Annotated in this window: 6 protein-coding genes; 2 read left to right on the plus strand and 4 right to left on the minus strand. The window is 51.0% G+C overall.

Translation table 11 applies throughout. The annotated features are described in order from the left end of the window. Positions 1-657: 657 nt before the first annotated feature. A protein-coding gene (locus BHE81_RS25885; protein ID WP_201306696.1) for an IS3-like element ISEc15 family transposase occupies positions 658-1,793 on the plus strand; the annotation gives its coding sequence in 2 pieces (ribosomal slippage) (positions 658-904 and positions 904-1,793; 1,137 coding nt in all). A 385-nt stretch (positions 1,794-2,178) separates the two neighbouring features. Next, on the plus strand, positions 2,179-2,499 hold the full coding sequence (locus tag BHE81_RS25890; RefSeq protein WP_004197483.1) for a hypothetical protein: 321 nt from the start codon (positions 2,179-2,181) through the stop codon (positions 2,497-2,499). 1,362 nt (positions 2,500-3,861) lie between these two features. Here BHE81_RS25890 and repA read toward each other — a convergent pair. From repA to BHE81_RS25920, 4 genes are all read right to left on the minus strand, one after another. Continuing rightward, complete coding sequence (gene repA / locus BHE81_RS25905; protein ID WP_117247346.1) at positions 3,862-4,719, minus strand: incFII family plasmid replication initiator RepA; 858 nt, start codon at positions 4,717-4,719, stop codon at positions 3,862-3,864. Next, on the minus strand, positions 4,712-4,783 hold the full coding sequence (tap, locus tag BHE81_RS29060) for a RepA leader peptide Tap (RefSeq protein ID WP_012539968.1): 72 nt from the start codon (positions 4,781-4,783) through the stop codon (positions 4,712-4,714). Before tap ends, repA begins: the two co-directional genes overlap by 8 nt. A 228-nt stretch (positions 4,784-5,011) precedes the next feature. Beyond that, positions 5,012-5,263 (minus strand): replication regulatory protein RepA, encoded by a 252-nt coding sequence (locus BHE81_RS25915; RefSeq protein ID WP_009309889.1) that lies wholly within the window; start codon positions 5,261-5,263, stop codon positions 5,012-5,014. 136 nt (positions 5,264-5,399) lie between these two features. Then, positions 5,400-5,951 carry a phospholipase D family protein gene (locus BHE81_RS25920; RefSeq protein ID WP_149888852.1) on the minus strand — a complete coding sequence of 184 codons (552 nt, stop codon included), beginning with the start codon at positions 5,949-5,951 and terminating at the stop codon, positions 5,400-5,402. Between the last annotated feature and the right edge of the window lie 42 nt (positions 5,952-5,993).

Below are 5,993 nucleotides of genomic sequence, written 5' to 3' on the forward strand. Positions count from 1 at the left end.
CCAACTTGTCGTCAAAATCGGTGTTGCAAAAACGGGAGTGACCATAGATTCCGTTTTCCAAACGGAGCCCTAATAGTTAGGACCTACAGCCACTTTTAGTCTGATGAAGTCCGCTGTGTGCCAGTACAGGTAATATCAGTCTGTGTGGGTCAACGTGCAGCAGGTCACGTCGTCAAAATTTGCCCGTCATGTCATCCAACACTCACGGATGGAGACTGATGGGCTTATTAACCGGCAAGCTCAGTTCAAGCTTGCCGGATGACACGCTATCTCGACCATTACAGCTTCAGGACCTGTCCCCCCTCTTGCTCCAGACGTGCCAGATAGCTTGACGAATCCAGGACCTGGTAAGGGAAATACAGGCCCTGGGATACTGGCGGCTTGCCATCTAATCCCACGAGTCGTTCAATAATTAAAGCAATCCCCAATCCGGTCAATGGCGCTGCGCCCCCCGGGTGTACCACTGCATGGCTTGTGCGCAGAGCTTTTCCGGAAAAATCTCTTCCTGAAATATCGATAATAATTTCGGTAGAGAAAGCCCCGCCTTTGCGCCTACTCGAACTGACCCCAATACCAAGGTCAAATTGAACATTGAGTGTGGAGTGACCCCGAGCCCGTAGACAAATCTGCCCTATAGTTTGAGCATAGGAGGAGTCTATGGGCACACCACGTTTTACCCCTGAATTTAAGGAAGAGGCCGTCCGCCAGATCACCGAGCGGGGCTATTCTATTGCTGAAGTATCTGAACGGCTCGGCGTGTCGGCGCACAGCCTATATAAATGGCTCCGGGCTGTTAAGCCTGACAACAGTGGACAGCAGGCACAGGATTTACTGGATGCCAGAACAGAAATTCTCAGGCTGAAAGCACAGCTTAAACGCACTGAGGAAGAGCGGGATATTCTGAAAAAGGCAGCGCGGTACTTTGCAAGGGAGCCCGACTGAAGTATCGCTTTATCAACGATCACCGTGAAATCTGGTCGATCGTTACAATGTGTCGGGTCCTTAAGGTTACCCGTGCCGGATTTTATGTCTGGCTCCATAACCCTGTATCTGCCGGAGAAAAGGATAACCAGCGACTGCTGGAACTCATCCGCGACTCCTATACGCTGAGTGGTGGAGTTTACGGTTATCGCAGGGTTCATGGCGATCTTCGCGAAATTGGCGAAGTGTGCAGCAGAAACCGGGTTGCCAAAATCATGAGGAAAAACAGGATTCAGGCTATACATGGTTATAAAGTGCCACGCGGGAGCCGGGGACGACCGTCACTGATAGCGCCTAATCACGTGCGGCGTGAATTTACTGTAGTGAAGCCCAATCAGGTGTGGGTCACCGACATCACCTACATCCGCACCTGGCAGGGCTGGCTGTACCTGGCAGTGGTTATCGATCTTTTTGCCCGTAATGTGGTGGGCTGGTCGATGAAGCCGACACTGTCGCGCGAGCTGGCACTGGATGCGCTGCTGATGGCGGTCTGGCGACGTAAACCTGAAGAAAACGTCATTGTGCACAGCGATCAGGGCAGTCAGTATGGCAGTGATGACTGGCAGCGGTTCTGCCGGGCCAATAATCTGGTACCGATCATGAGCCGTCGCGGCAACTGCTGGGATAATGCAGTGGCAGAATCGTTCTTCAGTTCACTCAAAAAAGAGCGCATCAGGAAGCGGATATACAAAACCCGGGACATGGCCCGGGCGGATATTTTCGATTACATTGAAGTGTTCTACAACCGTAACCGACGCCACAGCCACCTCGGCGGCGTCAGCCCGGAGGCCTTCGAAAAGGCCTCGCAGTGAGGACAGAAACTGTCTACCGGAGCGTGGTCACTCCATCACCTCTATTCAGGTGGCCAAATTCAGTGTGCCACTACACTGAAACAAGTACTGTCAACCTGACTATACCTGGCTGGCATTAAACTCAAGGTAACGCTCACAGCAGTAAGTGAGCGCAGTCCGCTAAGAGCGAGAAGCGGAAGTTAGGGATCCATGTTTACATCGATGTGTTCTGAATCATATGGAACAGATCACCTGACGTTCTTGTTTTTCGGTTAGTGTGATTTATTTCTCTAAATATTCAATACGATAGCTGTATGCAAATCTATAAATAGCAATTGGTTTAATTTATGTTGTATTTCAGTTTGTAGAATAGAGACTAACCAAATACATAAGGATTGTTCTTTACATGAAAACATTAGTAATTGCCACCACCATTTTAATTGGTACTTTTCTAAGCGGTTGCTCTGTGCAAAATGATAAAACACAGTTTCAAGGCCTGGGTCTGACATATCAGTCCGATGTCAAAAAACTGGATAATGGGAACTACCTCACTGAGGTAGAAGCTGCTCCTGCTGCAGGTCGTATACGAGGCGCTATTGGCACTGCAACAAAAAAGGCTTCTGATTTCTGTAGGGTACAAAATAAATCTATGAAAGAAGTCAGAACTGATATTGATACACACTTACTTGTTAATGGCGTTGCTCGCCTGACGTTTAAATGCGTTTAAATATTCCTACGGTTTATGATTTTTCATAAAACTAAGGTGGCTGTTGTGAAATATGTTCTCTCTGCGCATATTCTTACGGCCACTAGGTGATAATATAGTTATCCCCTAAAAACGTCCCTTTCCCTGTTGGAGATATTCCGATATTCACCTATTTATACCAATACCTCCATTCTTCATTAAGGGCTAAGGAGCGGTTTGCTTGAGCTAGTAGTAACGTCCGTTCCTGGCACAAAGCAGACGTTAAGACTTACAGCATCGGGAAACTTCTGGATGCCGCGTCAGCGGCATGGAGGCGCCAGATGAGGTTACATGTGTCTGTGGAGTCAAATGGCGCCGAAAGCCCGGCGTAGCCGGTTACCGGGCTATAAATTCTGCCACCCTACCCCCTGCCCTGGTTAGCTTTAACCCGCTATCAGCAATGAAGAAATTAAGGTAATCCCTTTTAACCCCGGTGAGCGGGCTTTACGTCGGTTACGACGTAAAGGGCGTGATTTCCGGGGCCTTGGCGGCGGCAGCTTGCTGCTGACGCTTAGGGGGATGTTCTTCAGTTATTTCAGCGACACCAGGGAACTTAACACGGTAGCTGCAAAGCCATACCCGCTTAAAACATCTCAGACGCCTCTGTACGCGGTCGGAGTGGTCCCGACAAGGCGATAGCCGCAGTCGGGGCGTATCTCCGCGTTAGCGGGCCGGAGGGCCGCTTACGAGCGTGTACCGAACAACTAACCGCAGCTCCCCCCACAGCGATGAAGAAGTGTAGTTACAACACCCATCATTAAAAGCGACACTACTCCCGGCCTTCGGCCGGGGGCGGCGGCGCTTTTCAGTGGTGGGGAGGGGCTCCTGGCCGGCAAACCGGCGCCGGTTTTATGATGAACTTCCTTATGAATGCTGTAACTAATTTGGTTCTCCGGTCGGGGCCCGTCGCGAAGCGATGGGAGCTCTCTCTGGTGTTGCCGAACCGGCGCGACCGTCAGGTCGCTGCAAGGGCGGGCATTCTCCGCAGCCTGTCCACAGGGCAGGCGATGAACAGGTTATGTGTTTACAGGATTTATTAAAGGTTCTTTAAAAGAGATACAGAGCTGATGTTTAAAAGGAACCATGCGCCCTGAAAGTCCGACGGCTGGCGCTCTACGAAAATATCGGTTCGCGCTATATGAAATACTCCCTTGCAGTTATATGTGGATAACAGAAATCGGCCGTCAGAAGTGACGCCGGCGATAACATTTATGGCCATGTTGACGCCAGGAAGACCGGAATTATGGTGAGAAATGCAGGCCTGAAGATAAGATAATACGTAGTAGCCGGCCAACAGGCGTGCGAAAGCCTCCGGCGCCGGCCGGATTTTTTAAGGAAGGAATGTTATAGGGGGACAGTGGCCAGTCGCGTGTAGTTGTTCCCGCGCGACAGCAGCATGCGCTCCTGCACACGGCGCTCAACCTCACGCTTCAGCGCTTCTTTATCGCCCATGAAGCGGCCGGTGGCGTATTCGCGGGTCAGTTGCTGACGCACGCGCGTCTCGATGTCATGACGCTGCCGTGATGCATCCCGCCGTGCAGTATCCCGCTTACGGCCGTGAGATTTACGCTCAGCCTGATAGCTGCGAAAACGCTCACGCACAAACCGCCACGCTTTTGCGATCAGTTCGTCCATCTCCAGGGGTTTCAGTTTCTGCTTTTTGCGCTGCAGGTTTTCCCACTCCACACGGCTGCGGCGCGCGGCCACCACAGCCACCTCAGAAACGTCAAGCGCGGAAAACAGAGCCGGGGTGAAGGTGATATCGGTCGGGATGTTACAGCCGATCTGCGGGTCATATTCAGTCTGATAGGTGATGAGCCCCAGCTCGGCCAGAAACTTCAGCGCCCGGGTGGCACGGCTGACTGACAGGTTGCCGCTCCTGGACTCGGTGGCCAGTCCACACTCGATGGCCATATTGGTAATCGAGCGCTGCACGCGATTGGCCAGCGGATCATAGTGAAAACACATTGCCTGCAGTAGCGCGTCAATTGCACGCCGGCGCAACAGGGGTGGCATCCGGTGACGCTTACCCAGCGAACGCAAAAACGCCACATGAATGGAAAAATCAAAACGAGACGTGAAGCCGCCGGCTTTCGCCATCAGCTTACGGCAGAACGGCAGGGTCTTTTTCCCTTCTCGCGGCGTGAAAACCGGGTTCGGGTTTTTAACCTGTGAATAGTGGTTTTGAAGAGGATCAGTCACCGCTTCCTGCGCTTATGTTGCACGGAAGGAGTGAGCACAGAAGGTCTTGAACTTTTCTGGGCATAATTCTATACTCCCTGCATAGAGCAACACGTTCTATGCAGTTTATGAAGGCCCCGTTAATCTTTTCTGTCCGCCAAGATTGAAGAAGATTATCGGGGTTTTTGCTTTCTGGTTCCGGGTAAACATCCACAAAACCAGCTCCCTGCCACCTTACGGCGTGGCACACCAAAAGCTCTAATCTCGCAGCAATTTAACACTCATCGGGTAAAGGCTCAAGAAAGTAAGCCCATTAAGATATGTTTCTGGCTAATGCTTCGCGTTGGATCAACCGGGACAGTACTTCAGCCTGTGTTAACCCATCGTCATGACACATTTTCATCAATATGTCTTTGAGCTGTGGTTCCAGGAACACTTTAACTTCTTTATGGGTGGCCCTTTTCTTTGCCACTGAAGATCGCTGTTTATCAGCATCGCTAAGTGGGTTCCCTTTCCGGTAGGGACGTTTCGATGAGGAAGTAACTCCGTTAACGACCTGTGACATCTCTGCCTCCTCAAGCATTTAACAAAATACCTGGACAAAGATACTACATGTCTTTATAGGCAGCGAGTGCACACATTAATTTAATGTAAAATACATTTTTCCTGTTGGCGCAGAAAAAATGTGTTCAATGTGATCGTTAGTACGATGAATGCCAATCAGTACCGCCATTCCAGCGAGACTGCCAGTGCTGCAGATAGCGTTGAGCTACGACTGGAACATCCCATACGACAAGCACGTTCTCTGAATTGCCCCGATCAGCGGCGCGGGTGTAGTTAAAAGACCCGACTTCAATATTGTGGCCGTCAGCAATGATGACTTTGTCGTGCATGATTTTGTACTGCGACACTGTGCGAACCGGGATGCCGGCATTGACCAGAAGATTCATGGCCGCCAGGCTCGCCTGGTTTTGCTTGCCGGTATTGGCTTTCCAGTCCAGAACCACCTTCACATCGACACCACGCCGCTTTGCCCTGACAAGCGCACCGGCGACTTCAGGTGAGGTAAAGGAATACCCCATCAGCCGGATTTCCTGCTGTGCAGAATCAATAGTCTTCAGGACCAGCTGCAGAGCCGTTCCTTCCGGAGAATATCCCGTCTCGATGCTGGCGGCATACACGGCCGGAACAGGTGCACACAAAACCAGGCTGATAAGCCCCGACAGACAACATTTGCGGAGTGTACGGTTAATTTTTTTCACAGTATTTCCTTAACGGGTGTTTTAAGAAACGCC

It is taken from the genome of Klebsiella sp. AqSCr (assembly GCF_008452795.1).
GTDB classification, from domain to species: Bacteria; Pseudomonadota; Gammaproteobacteria; order Enterobacterales; family Enterobacteriaceae; genus Klebsiella; species Klebsiella pneumoniae.

Bases quoted from the DNA above. Each gene is read 5' to 3' on its own strand.
- BHE81_RS25890 (WP_004197483.1), top strand. From the start codon at position 2,179: ATGAAAACATTAGTAATTGCCACCACCATTTTAATTGGTACTTTTCTA.
- BHE81_RS25915 (WP_009309889.1), bottom strand. From the start codon at position 5,263: ATGTCACAGGTCGTTAACGGAGTTACTTCCTCATCGAAACGTCCCTAC.